This is a genomic window from Klebsiella sp. K4, assembly GCF_014596785.2.
Classification (GTDB): domain Bacteria; phylum Pseudomonadota; class Gammaproteobacteria; order Enterobacterales; family Enterobacteriaceae; genus Klebsiella; species Klebsiella pneumoniae.
Genome location: NZ_CP115021.1, coordinates 2513950 through 2531112 on the forward strand (window position 1 = coordinate 2513950; position 17163 = coordinate 2531112).

The window sequence follows — 17163 nt, forward strand, 5'->3', positions numbered from 1 at the left end:
CTCCTACGGATAGACAAACTGCTGCCAGGTTACAGAATAGCGATCGTTAACTACCGCCTGCAGAGAGATATTACCGGCCGTTTTTGGGGTAACGGCTAACCACACAGATATCGGTGAAGGCGGGTTCGACCGCTGATAGACGAGATGTAATTTCCCGTCGGCGCTATACATTTTATCCGGCTGCGGACGGATATCACCGATCTGGTAGCGGGTTAATAACGGGGCGGCGAAGCTGATAATGGTGTCGCTGGCCGTATCCGGTTTAATATGAATATTAAGCTCGGTTTCACTCATCAGCCTGGCATAGCGCTGATAATCGACGCTTAATTCGCCTCCGCCGGTTTCCCGGTGTGCTTCACTGAAATAACCGGAGGACCACAGGCCGCTTAACGCGGTAAGAATGATGAGACTCAAAACAATTATCCCATAGCGGCGGAAGCGATATTCAAAGCGTAAGGAGCGTTCATTCTCATCGACGATAGGACAAGGCTGTTGATTCTTAATCATTAATATTTTCCCCGCGTTTCGTTTCGCCAGGAGCGTAACGATAAGGACATTCTTATATTAGACGATATCAGAACAATTGACTTTGTAAAAATGGCCAGCCTCAGCCAGGCTTTATTCTCATCGTCAGCAAAAAACGGAGGCATGATGAAAAAACTAGCATTGGCCATGGCATGTCTGTTTGCCGTAGGTGTCGCGCAGGCGGACGATAAGGGAGGGTTTAGCCAGGATGCCGCGCCGCCGCCGCCGCACAAACTCGATGACGGCTATCGCGGCGTCGAGGATGGCCGGATCATGACCGTTGAGCAGGCGAAAACCATGCACGATGGCGCGACCGTTTCGCTGCGCGGCAACCTGCTCAAGCGGCAGGGAGATGACCGTTATCAGTTTCGTGATAAAAGCGGCACCATCACCGTTATTATCCCGGTCGCCGCGTTTAACGAACAACACGTAGAGCCAGACGATCTGGTCAATATCAACGGCAGTCTGGATCGCAAAATGACGCCGCCGGTCGTGCGAATCGATCGTCTGCTCAAGCAGTCGCCTAAGTAAGCGGAGCACGTCGATATGAGCACCTTTTCTCATTCGCAAGACGAAGAGCGCGGTAAGCAACCTTCCCGTGAGGCGCCCGGGCAGCAGGGCGAAGTTCCGCGTAAACGGGACGACAGCAAGGATGACAAATCCGATCCCTGGCATCCGCAGGATGGCCGATAGCGTCACCCTGCGTCACCAACGACACGAAAACCAGGGGAACGTGGGAGCCAGAGGCTGCAAAAAGACGCAGCTTCGGCATCACGCACTATACTTTTTGTTCGACATCACTACAGGAGGAATCAAATGGCGATTCATAAGAAAGGGCTAGCGCACTGGGAAGGCGACCTGAAGCATGGCAAAGGCACCGTGTCGACAGAAAGCGGGGCGCTGAGCCAGCAGCCCTACGGATTTAACACCCGTTTTGAGGGGGTGAAGGGTACCAACCCTGAGGAGCTGATCGGCGCTGCACATGCCGCCTGCTTTTCGATGGCCCTGTCGCTGATGCTCAGCGAAGAGGGATATACCGCAACGTCTATTGACACTACCGCAGTGGTCACCCTCAATAAAACCGACGGCGGCTTTGCGATTACCGATATCGCGCTGCAAAGCCAGATCGTCCTGCCGGACGTGTCTCCGGCGGCGTTCGATGAGATCATCCAGAAAGCGAAAGCAGGCTGCCCGGTATCGCAGGTGCTGAAGGCCAACATTACCCTCGATTACCAGCTGAATCCGTAAGCCGTCGTGCCCGCGTGCTGCGGGCACTCTTTCCGCAATATCTCTCCCAATGCTGTCCAACAGTGGTATCTTTTGTCCTTTAGTTGCACGTAAGGGATACCATCATGATCGGCATTCGCCGGATGATCGAGGCGCAGGTGCTCGGCCTGACCGGCATGGCGCTAAAAGAGATCGACTTTGAACGACCCAAAGGAGAGCCGGGGCTGTTTGGTCCCCAGTCGGCCATCTGGCAGGTGCACGGCGATTTTACCTCGATGCTCTGCGGCGGCATTAGCGCGCTGTTGCTGCAGATGCTGCATCCTCTGGCGCTGGCCGGCGTCTGGGATCACTCTCGTTTTCGCGAGGATATTTTGGGCCGCCTGCGCCGCACCAGCCAGTTTATTTCTGCCACCACTTTTGCCACTACCCCCGACGCCGAACGGCTAATCGCCAAAGTACAGGGGATCCATCAGCGGATCGCCGGGGTGGATAAGGACGGAACCCCGTATCAGGCGAGCGACCCGGCGCTGTTAACCTGGGTGCACGTCGCCGAGTGCAGTTGCTTTATGGCCTCCCACCTGCGCTACAAGCGGACGGTGGTCAGTCCCGAGCGCCAGGAGGACTATTTTCGTGAGTCGGCGGAAATCGCCCGGCGGCTGGGGGCTCGGGATATCCCTCAGACACCGCAGGAGGTGGCGGACTATCTCGAGGCGATGCGCCCGCGACTGCGCTGCGACGAACGTACCCGGGAGGTAGCCGAGGTGCTGCTCTCCACCCGTCTGCCGGGGCGGATGAGCCAGCCGGTCGGCCGGGTGATGATGAACGCAGGAATTGACCTTTTGCCGGAATGGGCGCAGGAGATGCTGGGATTGTCGCTCACGCCGCTGCAGCGGCGCACGACGCGCCTGATGGTGCATGGCGTGGCCCGCGTACTGCGCGCCTCGGTACGCAACGGCGCCTGGCATTGCGCCATGCGCCGGATGACGGAGGCGTGATTCAGTTCGCTTGGCCCAGGTGACCGGCAATCAGCGCCTGCAGACTGCCATCCGCCCGCCACTCGCTAAGCGCGTCGTTTACCGCGTGAAAACGGTCCACGTCCGCCCGGGCGACGCAGATGGCCTGCTGGATCTCGGTAAAATTATCCGCCAGTACCCGCACCCCGGCGTGCTGACGGGCTGTCGCCTCCAGCGGCTGGCGGATGCCGGCGACCATATCCCCTTCACCGGCGAGGAAGGCGTCGATTGCCTCCTGCGAAGAGGGAAGGCGATGCAGGCTGGCGTGCTGCAGATGGCGGGTTAGCCATAGATCGTATGCGGCGTTTTGTCCGACGTTAATGGTGGTTGCCGGGCGATCCATGTCGGCCACGCTCTGGCAGGGCGAATCAACGCTGACCAGCGCGGTGCCCTGGATGGTGATATAGGGCGAGGTAAAGCGCAGGGTGGCTTCCCGCGCCGGATCGATGGCCAGAAAGGCAATATCCCAGTGCTCGCCACCGGCGTCAGCCACCACTTTACCCGCGGCAGGATAGGGAACGAATTCGGCGCTGACGCCCCAGCGCGTCGCCAGCCGATGGCTGAGCTCGACGGTGATGCCCGCGGGCTTTCCTGTCTCCCCGAGATGGGCCAGGACCGCATTGCCCAGATTAATGGCGAAACGCAGCCGGGATGGTTTGTTATGTGACATCGCTGACTCCTGTGGTGGCTAAGCTAAAGTGGCCCGACCTGTGGCCACCCTTCAAAAGATAGTTCATAGGCGCAAGGTTGCAGCGTTCCAACGGCACATACAGTAAATAGTCATTACCGACCGCCGCGATATCGTTAAACGGCAAGGCAATGGCTTTTATATTGTTAAGCATAAACTCAGTTTGTCAGTTTATTCTTCCCGCTCACAAAGGGAGAGAAATAATGACACAACATAATTTTGAAAATGATAATAAATATCATGAGCGTTCGGTGCAGGCGCGAAAGAGTACCCTTGTTAGCGTGGTGGTTAATATTTTCCTTTCTGCCTTACAGGTAGTCGTGGGAATATTTTCCGGCTCTCAGGGATTAATTGCCGACGGAATGCACTCTTTTTCCGATCTGGTCGCCGATGGCGTGGTATTGATGGCGAATAAAAAGAGCCGTCGACCGTCTGACCACGATCACCACTATGGCCACTGGCGCTATGAGAACGGCGCCTCCCTAATCATCGGCGCGATGCTGCTGCTCGTCGGGGGTGGCATGCTATGGTCCGCGGCGGGCCATCTCGCGCAACCGCAAACTATTCCGCCGGTGCACAGCGCGGCGCTGTGGATGGCGCTGGTGGCGCTGGCCGTCAAGGAGGGGCTGTTTCGCTATATGCTGGCGGCCGCCAGGCGGCTGAATTCGTCGCTGCTTATCGCCAATGCCTGGCATGCCCGCTCTGACGCCGCATCCTCCCTGGTGGTGGCCCTGGGGATTATCGGTAATCTGGCCGGGTTCGCCTGGTTCGACCCGCTCGCCGCGCTGGCGGTGGGGCTGCTGATTGCGCGCATGGGCTATCGTTTCGCCGTCAGCGCGCTGCATGATTTAATGGACCGTGCGGTTGATGAAGAGATGCAGCAGGCGATCGCCGATACGCTGCGAACCACGCCGGGCGTGGCGGGCCTCCACGATCTGAAAACCCGTAAGGCGGGGGATCTGGTGCTGGTGGATGTCCATCTCGAGGTGGCTGGCGAGATGTCGGTAGCCGAAGGGCATCAGATTGCCCGTCACGCGCGGGAGCGGGTGCTGGCGCAGCATCCGGTGCTTAATGTGATGGTGCATCTCGATCCCTGCGAAGCGCAGGGGTTGACGAAAGCGGTCTGATACACCCGGTAGCCTAAGCGGAAAAATGAATTGGCTCAGCGGTTATTTTTTCTTCTGAGCCATTATTGCTGGCGCATTGATTGCCTGAAATATAAAAAAGGCCCATACTGAAAACGCCATTACCATCGCTAAATAATGGCGCAGATCTGCCCATCGCAGTTAACGATAAAATAAACCAATCGGCTCATAGATAATCTCTATTCTGTATTCAGAGATAATGACCAGAGCGGTAATTCAGGAAGTCAGACAATGATCATTCGGCCAGAACAACACTGGTTTCTTCGCCTATTTGACTGGCACGGCTCCGTGCTGTCGAAAATCATCTTTCGCCTGCTGCTAAATGTGCTGATGTCGATCATCGCCATTATCAGCTATCAATGGTACGAACAGCTGGGGATCCACTTAACCGTGGCGCCGTTCAGCCTGCTGGGGATTGCGATTGCGATTTTCCTCGGCTTTCGCAACAGCGCCAGCTACAGCCGCTTCGTCGAGGCGCGCAATCTGTGGGGGACGGTGCTTATCGCCGAACGCACGCTGGTGCGTCAGCTGCGCAATATCCTGCCGGCGGAACACGATGCCCATCGCCGCATCGTCAGCTATCTGGTGGCCTTTAGCTGGAGCCTGAAGCACCAGCTGCGCAAAACCGATCCGACGGCTGACCTGCGGCGGTTGCTGCCGGAGGAGAGGGTGACGGAGATCCTCGCCAGCTCAATGCCCACCAACCGGATCCTGCTGCTGGCCGGCAACGAAATTGGCCAGCTGCGGGAGGCGGGCAAGCTCAGCGACATCACTTACGGGCTGATGGACAACAAACTCGACGAGCTGGCGCACGTGCTGGGCGGTTGTGAAAGGCTGGCCACCACCCCGGTGCCTTTCGCCTATACCCTGATCCTGCAGCGTACCGTCTACCTGTTCTGTACGCTGCTGCCGTTCGCCCTGGTCGGCGATCTGCACTACATGACGCCGTTTGTCTCGGTCTTTATCTCTTACACCTTTTTATCGTGGGATTCGCTGGCGGAAGAGCTGGAAGATCCGTTCGGCACCGCAGCCAATGACCTGCCGTTGAACGCGATGTGCAATACCATCGAGCGCAATCTGCTCGACATGACCGGTCAGCATCCGCTGCCGGAGACGCTGCGTCCGGACCGTTACTTCAATCTGACCTGAGCCTGGCCCACCGGGCGGTTTCGCTGCCCGGTCATCACTTTCCGTAGCAATTTATCCGTCACAGCACCGCGGTGAAAACCGCAAAATTTGCAAATAAGTTAAATTTAACACCTGATAGATAACATCAATTATACAGAATTGTGGTGTATGTTATTATTCAGTTAACAAACGCAGTACCTACGCTTTCCCATCGTACTATCCTTGAGAAACAGCATTCTTTTCAGGTGACGCCATGCGATTCACGCTTCGTCGCCGGGGTTGTCGTACGCCTTTTTCGGCTAGAGACAGCCAGAACAGAGCAGCAGGAGTAAAGAGATGACCAATAAAAGACGCGCGGTTCCCGGTGTTCACCCCTATGACGGTCCGGCAGGCGGGTGGGGCGCGTTGAAGGCCACGGCCATCGCCGTGCGCACCCAGATGGATGCCTTTGAGGCGCCCGCCACGCTGCTGCGTACCAACCAGCCGGACGGTTTTGACTGCCCGGGCTGCGCCTGGCCGGATAAAGAACATAAATCGACCTTCCAGTTTTGCGAAAACGGCGCCAAAGCCGTGACCTGGGAGGCGACCACCAAACGGGTGACGCCCGCATTCCTCGCGGCAAATACCGTATCTTCCCTGCTGGCAAAAAGCGATTTTGAACTGGAGGGCTACGGCCGCTTAACCCATCCTTTGGTTTACGACCGGGACAGCGATACCCTGCGTCCGGTGGCGTGGGAGCAAGCCTTCGCCCGTATCGGCGAGATCCTCCGCGGCCTGCAGCCGGATGAGGTTGAATTCTACACCTCTGGCCGAGCCTCCAACGAAGCGGCGTGGCTGTTCCAGCTGTTTGCCCGCGAGTATGGCACTAACAACTTCCCCGATTGCTCCAACATGTGTCATGAATCCACCAGCGTGGGCCTGCCACAGTCGATCGGCATTGGTAAAGGCACCGTCTCCCTCGACGATTTTGACCAGACCGAGCTGGTGATCTCCATCGGCCATAATCCGGGCACCAACCACCCGCGGATGATGGGCACCCTGCATGAGCTATCCCGCCGCGGCGTGCCGATTATCGTTTTCAATCCGCTGCGTGAACGGGCGCTGGAGCGTTTTGCCGATCCGCAGAACGTAATGGAGATGGCGACCCGGCGCTCGACGCCGATCGCCTCGACCTACTACCAGGTACGGGCCGGCGGCGACGCGGCGGCGTTGAAAGGGATCGCCAAAGCGCTGCTGCAGCTGGAGGAGGAGCAGGGCAATGTGCTCGACCACGCGTTTATTGCCCAACATACCCAGGGATTCACCGCCTTCGCCGATGACCTCCACGCCACCCGCTGGCAGGACATCGAACAGGAGTCTGGCCTGACGCGCGAATCCCTGACCCAGGTTGCGGCGGCTTACGCCAAATCCAGGGCCACCATCGTCACCTACGGTATGGGCATCACCCAGCATAACAAAGGCACCTCCAACGTGCGTCTGATTGCCGACCTGCTGCTGATGCGCGGCAATATCGGCAAGCCGGGGGCCGGGATCTGTCCTTTGCGCGGTCACTCGAACGTCCAGGGTAACCGCACTGTCGGGATCAGCGAAAAACCCTCCGCGGCTTTCCTCGACAGCCTGCAGCGGGTGATGGGGATTACGCCGCCGCGGCATCATGGCCACGATGCGGTAAAGGCCCTGGAGGCCATGATCGCCGGCGATGCCAAAGCGCTGATCTGCCTTGGGGGCAACTTCGCCGTGGCGATGCCGGACCACGAACGCGCCTTCCCGGCGATGCGCGGCCTTGAGCTCAGCGTTCACGTCGGCACCAAGCTCAACCGCTCACATCTCCTGACGGCGAAAGAGACCTTTATTCTGCCGTGTCTGGGCCGCACCGAGCTTGACCTGCAGGCCAGCGGCCGGCAGTCGATCACCGTCGAGGATTCGATGTCGATGGTGCATGCTTCGTCGGGCAAGCTTAAGCCCGCCTCGCCGATGCTGCGCTCGGAGCCGGCGATTGTCGCCGGTCTGGCGAAGGCCACCTTGCCCGCCAGCAAAGTGGACTGGCAGTACCTCGTGGAAGACTACGATCGCATTCGCGATCTGATCGAACAGACCATTCCAGGGTTCGAGAATTATAACCAGCGCATTCGCCATCCTGGAGGCTTCCGCATGCCGCTGCCGCCGACCGAGCGCATCTGGCCTACCGCCACCGGTAAAGCCATGTTCTCGGTATTTAAAGGGGTGCATGAGAACGTGGTGGTGGAGGGTGAGGACGTGATGCGCCTGGTGACGCTGCGCAGTCATGACCAGTACAACACCACCATCTACGCGATGGATGACCGCTACCGTGGCGTCTTTGGCCGCCGCGACGTGCTGTTTATGAACGAGCAGGATATGGCCGCCCAGGGTCTGGAGCATGGCGATCGGGTGGATATTCATACCGCGCTGCCGGGAAGCGCGCTGACGCTGGAAGATATCACGGTGGTGGCCTACGGCATTGCGCCGGGCACCGTCGGGGCCTATTATCCGGAAGCCAACGTGCTGGTGCCGCTGAACTATCTGGATGAAGAGAGCGGCACCCCTTCGTATAAGTCGGTTCCCGTTCGTCTGACGCTGCGCTCGAAAGAGATCCGTCCGCTGGCCGGCGGGCGCTAAAAAGGTATAGCGCAGAGCGGCGTCGCGCCGTCCTGCGCCCCGCAGCACCTCGTGGTGTCCTCGCTTGAATTTATCGCTAGCGAAACTAACATTCTGGTAACCTGTGCGCGGCCCCGGGGGTGAACGGCGGGGTTCAAACGGGAAAGAGAATGGATATTAAGCAACTCAAGTATTTGATCGCGCTCGATCAGACGCGCCATTTTGGCCAGGCGGCGGCGGCCTGTCATATTACCCAGCCGACGCTCTCCATGCGCATTCGTAACCTGGAAGAGGAGCTGAACCTGACGCTGATCCAGCGCGGCCAACGCTTTGAAGGTTTTACCCCAGAGGGAGAGCGGATCCTGGCCTGGGCGCGGGCGGTGCTGGCCGCTCATGACGGCCTGGCGGCAGAGGCGGCCATCTGTCGCGGGCAGATGGTCGGCCAGCTGCGGGTCGGTATGGTGCCGCTGGCGAGCCTCAATCCGATGCAGTTGATTAAACCCCTGGCGGAGAAATATCCGGCGCTGCAGTTCAGCCTGTTGTCGATGACCTCGGAGCAGATTATCGATGGCGTCAGCCGTAATCAGCTGGATCTGGGGATCTGTTATCTGCAGCATCTGGATGAAGGTCAGTTCAAGATTGCTCGCTTGCCGCAAACCCGGATGGGACTGCTGCACGATAAACGCCATTTCGACTTCAGCGCCGGGACGCCGGGATGGGAGACGCTGGCGACGCTGCCCCTCGGCTTTCTGACCAAGGGGATGTATTACCGGGAATCGATTGAAATCAGCTTTAAGGCCAAAGGGCTAACGCCAAGGTATGTCTTTGAAAGTGATTCGACGTTTCAGATTATCCAGGCGGTGCAGGCGGGGATCTGCTGCGCCATTATGCCGCTTAACAACGGCCTCGAAGCGCTAAGCGATAATCTTGAAATTCTGCCGATCGCCGAAACCCATGTTGATTCACAGCTGGCGCTGATTATGCGCCAGCAGGAACCAGTCTCGACCCTGGCGGAAAAATGCTTCGCCGAGGCGCAGGGGATATTTGGCTGAGGCCGGGCCGCCGACCTGGCGGCTTGTCACTAAAATGCCTAAACGCCCCTCTGATGGGAGAGTGTCAATATAGCCCCGGTGATGCTGGACCGTTGGTAAAAGTGGTATTGCGGCGCCGCTTAATGCTGTCCAGAAGTTACAAGCCTTAATGGCAATTTTTTATCCCTCCTGCAGTACACATCACAAATATTAACTATGGCAACAGCCGTCATTTAAGTTAACAACAACCGATATGTATTACTCCATAATGATATATTAGGCTGACTTCCTGGTTAGATTATGATGCATTAATGTCATGCCGGCATATGAATTCTTAAATGAATATGTCTGAAAACTAATAATATCACGGACTGTTTACATGTCATCTCATACCAACATTGTACAAGAAAAGGCTTTGCAACTGATGCAAAGCATTGGTCAAAATACCTACCTTAAGTCAATCATGAGCGGTATGATGCTCATATTGCCAGTAACGATCATGAGTTCTGTGGCGACTTTGGTTAAAGTGTTTCCGTTTGCTCCATATCAGGATTTTTTGTTACGACACAACTTAACTCGCTTCTTTGATATCCCGATTACCTTCACGAATAATTTTTTAGCCGTGATTGTCGCTTTCTCCGTTGCCTATACGCTAGCGAAAAATTTCGATGTTGATGGCTTCATGTCAGGCCTGATTTCAATGATCTCTTTCTTTATTTTAACGCCGTATGATCTCGGTGAAATAGGGCCGTTAGGGCAATCATTTTCAATCCCTGGCCAATGGCTGGGGCCCATGGGGCTGTTTACCGCCATTCTGGTGGCGATAATTCCAACACGAATATTCGTGGCGATAACTCGCAAGGGGTTGATTATCAAAATGCCAGAAAATGTCCCTGAATTTATCTCCAAATCGTTCTCTTCATTGATTCCAGGAATCGCCATTCTGACGCTGTTTACAATTATCTCCGCAGTCATTACCAGCGTTGGTTATGGGAGCATTCACGAAATTATTTATAAATTAATCCAGGTTCCGCTAACATCACTTGGATCCGGAATCTGGTCACTCATCTTTGTTGCTGTTGTTGCGCAATTGCTTTGGTTTTTTGGGCTGCATGGCCACGCTATCACCCTCGGTATCGTAGCGCCGATCTGGTTTGCCATGGATGCCCAGCAGCTTGCTGCGTATGCTGCAGGCGTCGACTTACCCAACATCACCGGCTTTGCGTTCTTTATGACTTATGGCGCTGCTGGAGATTTATTGCCGCTGGCTATAATGCTCGCTTTTTTCGCGAAGAGCGCACGCTATAAAACGCTCGGTAAGATCGCCTTGCCGCCAGCTATCTTCACCATTGGCGAACCGATGGCTTATGGTGTGCCGCTGGTAATGAATTTTACTCTGGCGATTCCTTATATTTTTATCAATGGCATCATGCTCGGCATTGCATGGTATCTAACGGTCATTGGCGTATTGCCTCGCGTCGCTGGGGTGAGTACCCCGGCCGGCATGCCGATCATTATTTCTGGTTTTATGCAGGGGAGCTGGAAAATTGCCGCTTTCCAATTTATAGGACTTTTTGCGCGATTTGCAGGTTGGTATTTCTTCTTCAAGACTGCCGATCTTGTCGCTTGCCGGGAAGAAAATCAGACGGATACCATTTGAATGCTCCTTAAAAAAATGCCAGCAACGCCAATTTAGCCATGGTGGGAAAGATGTTAAGTATCAATTACCAAACGGAAAACATTATTGTCGATCATCTGCCAATTATGGTGTGCTGGTCTACCAATTATCCTCAAAAGTCATTTACGATAAAAGTGTATAAAGGTGCCGAACTGGTATCTCTTATCGCAAGAGAGGGTAATAAAACAATTGTCACTCTCGATGCAATATCGTTACAAAGCTTTACTTCTTATACCATAGAAGTCCTTACCCACGGTGACAATGGTGAGAACAACGTTTTTAAAAACAGTTTTACGACCAGTAACCTTGGCCATTTTTCTGGCCGCTGGGTGAGCGGTGGGCATCACTTCACTAATGATATTCATTACTATCGCGGTAAACGTAATGTGGTGATGAGAAAAACAATTTATCTCGACGAAGAACTCCTCGATGCCTATATCAGCATTGTTGGTCTTGGTTTTTATAAATTGTATATCAACGGTAAAGAGGTCACACGCGGTGAGCTCAATACTGACTGGACAAATTATGCTAAAATTATTTATTATGATACTTACAATATAAAGCCGTTTATTAATCAGCCGAAAAATGAAGTCATTGTTGAGCTAGCCGATGGCTGGTTTAATCCAGCGCCGCTTAAATTATTTGGTAAATATAACCTGAGAGAGACCTTAACCATCGGTGAACCACAGGTCATCGCTGACATTTATATGAAGTTTGCAGACCGCGAAATGATCATCGGTAGTGATGCCGACTGGCAATATTGCGAAGGCGCTTATACCTTCAATAATATCTATTTGGGCGAGCGCCTGGATATGAAACTGTTTCGCGGAGACAACACCACCGATTTGCTGATGCCTGACTGGAAAAATGTGGTGCTGAGCAACGGGCCTGAAGGCCGTCTGGTCTCGAGTTTTATTCCGAAAATTAACCATACGTTGTCCCTCGGGGCAGAGCATATCCACGTCGTAGACGAAGAGACATTCATTATTGATTTCGGTGCCATCGTCACCGGATTTATCGATTTATCCATTACCGCGTCTGAGAATCAACGTGTGGAACTGCTCTATAGCGAAGACGTTGATGAAAACTACGAACTAAACACTGACTCCACCCTTGCGGGATTTGTCGGCAAACAGGTTACTGAAGGTGTGATTATTGACGGCGGAATTGGAGCACCGGCGAGGGCGGAGCAGAAGGATGCCTTTGAATGCCGCAGTGGGAAGAATCATTTTATCAATGCCTTTACCTGTCATTCGTTTCGCTATGTGCAGTTAAGCGGTATTAATATTGAACAATTAAACAACGTTCAGGCGCTTTCAGTACATACTGTACTAAGGGAAAACGGGGGCTTTTACTGCTCAGATCCTTACATAAATAAGCTCTTTGAGGTTGCTAAAAGAACCAAACTGAATAACATTCATTCGGTCTTCGGGGATTGTGCCCGCGAACGTTTCGCCTATGGCGGAGACATTGTCGCGTTGGCCCGGTCGCAAGTGTATCAGTTTGACTCTGCCGCTATTTATAAGAAAACTATCTTTGATTTTATCAATGATATTCGTCCCTGTGGTGGTGTGACGGAAACTGCGCCATTTATGGGAATTAAGACTAATGGAGTCGGCGGGGAAACGGGCCCCCTGGGCTGGCAACTAGTATTACCTTATTTGATAGCCATTCACTATCGACATTATGGCAATGTCAATCTGCTGGCCGAAAGCTTGCCATTTCTTGAGAAGCAGATCCTCTCCCTGGAAATGCGCGACTTTGATGACCTGGTGACCTGCTGCCTGGGTGACTGGGGAAGCCGCGTTCATGATATGCGTAATTACAAAAATGGCTCGCCAGCTCTCCATTTCACCAGTGCTTGTTTCTATTATTATCATTTGTTAATTATCGCAAAAATATGTGATGATCTTGGCTTTAAAGAAAAATGGCTAAAATATATTGGCAAGGCCAATAAAATTAGAGAGAAAATTTTATCACTCTATAAGAATACGGATGGCAGCTTTGCCGATCGCAGTCAGACCAGCTTTGTTTTTGCAATCTACTTCGATTTGTGTGATGATATCGAGAGTTCATTGAATGCATTGATCGATCTCATCAAAAAAGAGAAAAATGTTATCACTTGTGGGATTTTTGGCCAAAGTTTTGCCTATGAAATATTTCATCGCTATGGTCATAATGAATTAATCCTTGAATGGTTAAGAGTCGAAGCCGGATTCAAGAAAATGCTTAAAAATGATGCCAGCACATTGAAGGAATTTTTCGGTGATAACCTGAATGGTTCGAATAATCATGCGATGTTCAGTTCTTATTCCAGTTGGCTGTTTCAGGCTTTGGGCGGCATTACCGTCGCTGAGGAGGCGGTTGGTGCTGATGTTATTTTAATCAGTCCATCCTTTACTGACACGATTAACTTTGTGGATTGCTGGCATCAAACCATCAGAGGGCGTATTGAGTGTCGCTGGCGGCGCTATAAAAAAGGCATAGAATTAGTCATCAAAGTGCCATTTAACCTCAAAAAATGCACTCTTAAATTACCAAAAGTGTATCAACTTAATAAACAATTACCTGCGCCGATAGACTGTGATACCTATCATCACTTTTATGACATTACCGATGCAGGTGAGATAAAAGTACTATTGTAATGATAGTGCATACCCAAACGTTCGCTCCAGTTAGGTACTTTTATGTTACACCATGATATTCATGAAAAGCTACTGGCTTATACCGATAGAGAACTCGAACTGCTTCGCGCTAACTATCAACTGTGTCATAAATTCAAAAGCCATATGGAACGAAGGTTTTTCAAAGACAACTACATTCATATTGAAAAGCAGACCCGATTTACTAAAATTCCGTTGCATTCTCATGGCTTTATCGAGCTTATTTATATATATCAGGGTAAAATGCATCAGAAGATTAATGAAGAAAGTCTCACTTTAGGTAAGGGGGAGATCCTGCTTATCAACCAGTTTGCCAGACACGAAATTGAAGCCGCAGGGCAGAATGATATTATCATCAATTTTATTATTAAGACCGAATTTTTCGGTCGACTCATGTCACTTTTTGACGAAAATAACATCATTTCCCGTTTTATCCTTTCAGCAATTAATGGCAGAAAAAAACATGGAGAACATATTCACTTTAAAGTGGGGGAAATCGACGCAATTCAAAACATTATGCATGTCATCATTAGCGAGATCTACAGTAATAACCACTTAAAAGAGATACGCGTCAATTTCCTGGTGGGACTGTTGATGACCGAACTGCTCTCGAATGTGCAAGCCAGCGATTACCATATCAACGGCAGTTACAATGAATCACTTGCTATGGCCGTGTTGAGATATATTGATACCGATTATAAAACTGCCAGCCTGAAAGAGATCTCCTGTCGTTTAAATCAGCCTAATTATAAGGTGAGTAAACTGATAAAAGACTTCACTGGTAAGAACTTTAGCGATTTGTTGGTTGAAAAACGCCTGGATGTGTTGATCCATCTCCTTAAGCATACTAATCACTCTATTATTGATGTTATTAATATGACGGGTTATGAAAACGCCTCGCATTGTTATAAGGTATTTAAAGAGAAATATAATATGAGTATTAAGGAGTATCGTGATCTGAACTCCTGAATAGTAAATTGGCTGACAGCGTTCATGCTATTGCATGTTTTTGTAATAAGTAAAATCGGCAACAACCGATATATAAAAAGGCAAGCTGGGTTATAACACGGGTGGCATTCTTTAAATAAAATCAGATAAGCAATAAAAATAATAATTTTATTTATTTTATATCTCTTACCCGATGGAGTCTGAAGAATGAACCCCAGAATTATTATTTCAGGTGTTATCTCATGTTTTCTGCCTGCGACCTTATGCCATGCGGCCAATCTAAGCGACGACGGCAGCTTCCAGTTAAATGGATATGGCATGGTGGCTGGAGATTTTCAGAGCGAACTAAACCGTCCCAAAAACATGTCGTTGCATACCGATCCCACCGGACCTAATCAGGATCCTCGTGGCAAAATGGGCGATTTGGGAAACAGTTTCTGGCACGATTACTGGACATCGCTGGCTATCACTAAAAAATGGCAGGGGCTGGCTTCTCCCGAGCAATGGGCTGATTACACCTATGAAATGGTGGGTTACGGCGATAAAACGGTAGAAACGGCACAGAATTATGGGCGCTTTGGTGGGCTCTCTTTTCTTCCCGAGGGCGCAAACATTTGGGCTGGGCGTCGTTACCTCGATCAACGTATTAATATCTTCGCTTACAATACCAAAGAAGTACATATTGATTCCGGCCTCGGTTATAACAGTAAGAATTTTGATTTGAACGTTGGTACCGACCAGATCGACTGGTCCAGCGATACCGCGCCGCAGGCGATAGAAGGCTCGCGGCGCATCGTTGATATGGCTTATCGTATCGATCAGACAGAGCTGGGTATGACCTATGTTAAAGAAATTGATGACCCATTGGGCACTGGCAAGCAGAAAGCAATTAGTTTTTCCGCGAAATACAGCATGCCGTCTTTTTGGGGAGTGGCAAAGGGACAATCGACAGTCAAATTACAGTATGGTAAAGGGGTTATTGCTCCTTATCTGAACACCAGTCGTATTACCGTCCTTAGCGAAGAGGGCGATTCTTCAATGCGTTTTTCCACCGACGGAAACTTGACGTTATTTGATGATTTTGCCGTCTCGCCGGCTTTCATCTATGAATATACCAAGCGTGAAAAAACTGCTGACCGAACCACCTTTATACCTGATACAGGTTATTCAGGGGGGGACATGACCTATGGTTCCGCAAATGAAACCGGGATCTTTACCGGCGTAAACGTTAAACAAAATATTCATCACCAAAATCTCTCCATGTTGTATGAAGTCATGGTGAATAACACTATCAATAAAAATGGCGTCGAAGGTGCCAGCGGCGTCGGCTACAAAATTGCCGCCGGCCCGGCCCTGCAACTGGATGTTTTACCGTATGTCGCGCCGATTCTCAGTTTGACGGTTACCTACGCAGGCGGGGACAAAGAGGTCACGTTATTGCCGGAAGACTCGGAGTGGCGAGTCGGGTATCGAATGGAAGTCTGGTTCTGAATCATTACTACATCACTACAGGATATTACCCTATGAACAAACACGTCGCTGCTATGCTGACGATGCTTATTATTCCGTCTGCTTTTGCGCAAACACCTTTAACAGACAGCAAAACTATCGTTATTAAACCTAGCGCTCTGGCCGTCGAGATGGTGCCTGATATTGCCTATTCATTTACGCAAAATATCATGGGACGACCGCTCCAGTTAACGATGGATTTGCTCAAGCCTTATGCTGATAAACCGTTACCCGCAGTAGTATTTATTACCGGCGGCGGCTTTCTCGATGCGCCCAAATCAAAATTTATCGGTCAGCGGGTCGATATTGCCCGGGCCGGTTACGTCGTCGCCAGCATTACCTATCGGGTCGTACCCAATGTGACTTTCCCGGGCATGGTTGAAGATGCGAAAACGGCGGTCAGATTTTTACGCGCCAATGCTGAAAAATTAGGCATCGATCCCAACCATATCGCTGTGATGGGCGAGTCGGCGGGTGGGTATTTAGCCGCCATGGTGGGTACCACCAGCGGCCATAAGGAATTCGACCAGGGAGAGTATTCAAATCAAAGCAGCGATGTGCAGGCGGTGGTTGATCTCTATGGCCTGTCCGATCTGACGAAAGTCGGGGCTGACTTTTCTGCGGACATTCAAAAAGCGCATCAGTCACCGGCCATACCAGAGGCGATGCTGGTTAATGGTATTCCCTGGCAAGGCGGTGGCGCGATCTCCGCCTATCCCGAAAAGGCGAAACGGGCTAATCCCATCACCTGGATTTCGAATAAAACGCCGCCTTTTCTGCTAATGAACGGCGATGCCGACAATGTGGTTTCACCCAGCCAGTCAACGCTTTTACACGAGGCGCTGGTAGCGAAAAAAATACCGTCCACCCATTACGTGGTGAAAGGGGCGGATCACGCAGGTTTGATGTGGTATCAGCCTGAAGTATCAAAAATTATTATTAATTTTTTAGACCAAAATCTCAAAGATAAGCATCAATAATACGTTACAGGA

At 51.7% G+C, this 17163-nt stretch carries 15 protein-coding genes and 1 pseudogene; 13 read left to right on the top strand and 3 right to left on the bottom strand.

Annotated elements, in window-relative coordinates; genetic code table 11:
* Positions 1-3 precede the first annotated feature (3 nt).
* A complete protein-coding gene (locus IB144_RS12545) occupies positions 4-507 on the bottom strand; it encodes a hypothetical protein (protein ID WP_046654055.1) in 504 nt (167 codons plus the stop codon).
* Positions 508-651: 144 nt separating this feature from the next.
* Between IB144_RS12545 and IB144_RS12550 the strand changes: the two genes are divergently transcribed.
* The 4 genes from IB144_RS12550 (at position 652) to IB144_RS12565 (ending at position 2747) form a co-directional block, all read left to right on the top strand.
* On the top strand, positions 652-1056 hold the full coding sequence (locus IB144_RS12550; protein ID WP_002906035.1) for a YdeI family stress tolerance OB fold protein: 405 nt from the start codon (positions 652-654) through the stop codon (positions 1054-1056).
* Between the two features lie 15 nt (positions 1057-1071).
* Positions 1072-1218 (top strand): hypothetical protein, encoded by a 147-nt coding sequence (locus IB144_RS12555; RefSeq protein WP_188006555.1) that lies wholly within the window; start codon positions 1072-1074, stop codon positions 1216-1218.
* Between the two features lie 123 nt (positions 1219-1341).
* The gene (locus tag IB144_RS12560) at positions 1342-1773 is read left to right on the top strand and encodes an OsmC family protein (RefSeq protein WP_002906030.1); all 432 of its coding nucleotides are present in this window, start codon (positions 1342-1344) and stop codon (positions 1771-1773) included.
* Between the two features lie 104 nt (positions 1774-1877).
* Positions 1878-2747 carry an oxygenase MpaB family protein gene (locus tag IB144_RS12565; RefSeq protein WP_004176040.1) on the top strand — a complete coding sequence of 290 codons (870 nt, stop codon included), beginning with the start codon at positions 1878-1880 and terminating at the stop codon, positions 2745-2747.
* A 1-nt stretch (position 2748) separates the two neighbouring features.
* Here IB144_RS12565 and IB144_RS12570 read toward each other — a convergent pair whose 3' ends face one another.
* Both IB144_RS12570 and IB144_RS12575 read right to left on the bottom strand, forming a co-directional pair.
* The gene (locus tag IB144_RS12570) at positions 2749-3435 is read right to left on the bottom strand and encodes an ABC transporter substrate-binding protein (RefSeq protein ID WP_004184165.1); all 687 of its coding nucleotides are present in this window, start codon (positions 3433-3435) and stop codon (positions 2749-2751) included.
* Positions 3425-3607, bottom strand: a complete 183-nt coding sequence (locus IB144_RS12575) for a hypothetical protein (protein ID WP_004143707.1) — start codon at positions 3605-3607, stop codon at positions 3425-3427. The genes IB144_RS12570 and IB144_RS12575 overlap by 11 nt, the downstream gene beginning before the upstream one ends.
* A gap of 49 nt (positions 3608-3656) precedes the next feature.
* Here IB144_RS12575 and IB144_RS12580 point away from each other — a divergent pair, with 49 nt between their 5' ends.
* The 9 genes and pseudogenes from IB144_RS12580 (at position 3657) to IB144_RS12620 (ending at position 17141) form a co-directional block, all read left to right on the top strand.
* Positions 3657-4580: a cation diffusion facilitator family transporter gene (locus tag IB144_RS12580; protein WP_004151892.1), complete on the top strand. Its 924-nt coding sequence runs from the start codon at positions 3657-3659 to the stop codon at positions 4578-4580.
* Between the two features lie 249 nt (positions 4581-4829).
* The gene (locus IB144_RS12585) at positions 4830-5747 is read left to right on the top strand and encodes a bestrophin family ion channel (RefSeq protein ID WP_004148478.1); all 918 of its coding nucleotides are present in this window, start codon (positions 4830-4832) and stop codon (positions 5745-5747) included.
* A 315-nt stretch (positions 5748-6062) separates the two neighbouring features.
* A complete protein-coding gene (locus tag IB144_RS12590) occupies positions 6063-8363 on the top strand; it encodes an FdhF/YdeP family oxidoreductase (protein ID WP_004200021.1) in 2301 nt (766 codons plus the stop codon).
* 149 nt (positions 8364-8512) lie between these two features.
* Positions 8513-9394 (top strand): LysR family transcriptional regulator, encoded by an 882-nt coding sequence (locus tag IB144_RS12595; protein WP_002906016.1) that lies wholly within the window; start codon positions 8513-8515, stop codon positions 9392-9394.
* A 403-nt stretch (positions 9395-9797) separates the two neighbouring features.
* Complete coding sequence (locus tag IB144_RS12600) at positions 9798-11033, top strand: PTS transporter subunit EIIC (protein WP_188006556.1); 1236 nt, start codon at positions 9798-9800, stop codon at positions 11031-11033.
* Between the two features lie 50 nt (positions 11034-11083).
* Positions 11084-13696, top strand: a complete 2613-nt coding sequence (locus IB144_RS12605; protein ID WP_052741621.1) for a family 78 glycoside hydrolase catalytic domain — start codon at positions 11084-11086, stop codon at positions 13694-13696.
* Between the two features lie 42 nt (positions 13697-13738).
* Complete coding sequence (locus tag IB144_RS12610) at positions 13739-14683, top strand: helix-turn-helix transcriptional regulator (RefSeq protein WP_004180047.1); 945 nt, start codon at positions 13739-13741, stop codon at positions 14681-14683.
* 186 nt (positions 14684-14869) lie between these two features.
* Complete coding sequence (locus IB144_RS12615) at positions 14870-16153, top strand: carbohydrate porin (protein WP_032418921.1); 1284 nt, start codon at positions 14870-14872, stop codon at positions 16151-16153.
* Between the two features lie 32 nt (positions 16154-16185).
* Positions 16186-17141: pseudogene (locus tag IB144_RS12620) on the top strand (alpha/beta hydrolase).
* Positions 17142-17163 lie beyond the last annotated feature (22 nt).

Coding starts and splice junctions, on each gene's coding strand:
- IB144_RS12545 (WP_046654055.1), bottom strand. CDS start 507: ATGATTAAGAATCAACAGCCTTGTCCTATCGTCGATGAGAATGAACGC.
- IB144_RS12550 (WP_002906035.1), top strand. CDS start 652: ATGAAAAAACTAGCATTGGCCATGGCATGTCTGTTTGCCGTAGGTGTC.
- IB144_RS12555 (WP_188006555.1), top strand. CDS start 1,072: ATGAGCACCTTTTCTCATTCGCAAGACGAAGAGCGCGGTAAGCAACCT.
- IB144_RS12560 (WP_002906030.1), top strand. CDS start 1,342: ATGGCGATTCATAAGAAAGGGCTAGCGCACTGGGAAGGCGACCTGAAG.
- IB144_RS12565 (WP_004176040.1), top strand. CDS start 1,878: ATGATCGGCATTCGCCGGATGATCGAGGCGCAGGTGCTCGGCCTGACC.
- IB144_RS12570 (WP_004184165.1), bottom strand. CDS start 3,435: ATGTCACATAACAAACCATCCCGGCTGCGTTTCGCCATTAATCTGGGC.
- IB144_RS12575 (WP_004143707.1), bottom strand. CDS start 3,607: ATGCTTAACAATATAAAAGCCATTGCCTTGCCGTTTAACGATATCGCG.
- IB144_RS12580 (WP_004151892.1), top strand. CDS start 3,657: ATGACACAACATAATTTTGAAAATGATAATAAATATCATGAGCGTTCG.
- IB144_RS12585 (WP_004148478.1), top strand. CDS start 4,830: ATGATCATTCGGCCAGAACAACACTGGTTTCTTCGCCTATTTGACTGG.
- IB144_RS12590 (WP_004200021.1), top strand. CDS start 6,063: ATGACCAATAAAAGACGCGCGGTTCCCGGTGTTCACCCCTATGACGGT.
- IB144_RS12595 (WP_002906016.1), top strand. CDS start 8,513: ATGGATATTAAGCAACTCAAGTATTTGATCGCGCTCGATCAGACGCGC.
- IB144_RS12600 (WP_188006556.1), top strand. CDS start 9,798: ATGCAAAGCATTGGTCAAAATACCTACCTTAAGTCAATCATGAGCGGT.
- IB144_RS12605 (WP_052741621.1), top strand. CDS start 11,084: ATGTTAAGTATCAATTACCAAACGGAAAACATTATTGTCGATCATCTG.
- IB144_RS12610 (WP_004180047.1), top strand. CDS start 13,739: ATGTTACACCATGATATTCATGAAAAGCTACTGGCTTATACCGATAGA.
- IB144_RS12615 (WP_032418921.1), top strand. CDS start 14,870: ATGAACCCCAGAATTATTATTTCAGGTGTTATCTCATGTTTTCTGCCT.